The organism is Streptomyces sp. NH27 (assembly GCF_056859195.1).
The window spans coordinates 1-398 of the sequence record NZ_JACEGK010001115.1 but is presented as its reverse complement, the minus strand read 5'-3'; the positions used below and the strand labels follow the sequence as shown (position 1 = coordinate 398).

At 37.4% G+C, this 398-nt stretch carries 1 protein-coding gene; it reads right to left on the bottom strand.

The window, feature by feature from the left end; genetic code table 11:
• Window positions 1-342, bottom strand: a 342-nt coding sequence (locus AC13HU_RS38300; RefSeq protein WP_483046599.1) for a D-ribitol-5-phosphate cytidylyltransferase, incomplete at its 3' end; no start/stop codon positions are given.
• Window positions 343-398 lie beyond the last annotated feature (56 nt).

Sequence of the window (398 nt, the reverse complement as noted above, 5' to 3'; positions counted from 1 at the left end):
AACAGAATCGTGGGTAACAACGATATCCTCTGAAGTAAGCGGACGATAAGCATCAATGGCTTCAATGATGTTCTCAATACTTGTATTGCGGTCAGCACCACCCTTTGTAATGATGATACGTTCCTTATAAAGAGGAAGATATTTATCTACAAGATCTTCTGCATGAGAAACCCAGTCTCCATGAACACCAACTACAATTTTTTCAATACTTGGCTCCAAGACAAATTTTTCAATTGTATGAATCAAAATAGGTCGATCACCTAGCTCTAAAAATTGTTTTGGCAAGTTACTGATCCCCATGCGTGTGCCAGTTCCACCGGCAAGAATTCCTGCATAAATCATCTATTTTCTCCTTTGTCTTACTAAAAAAACTTATTCTCTCTATTATACCACAATCT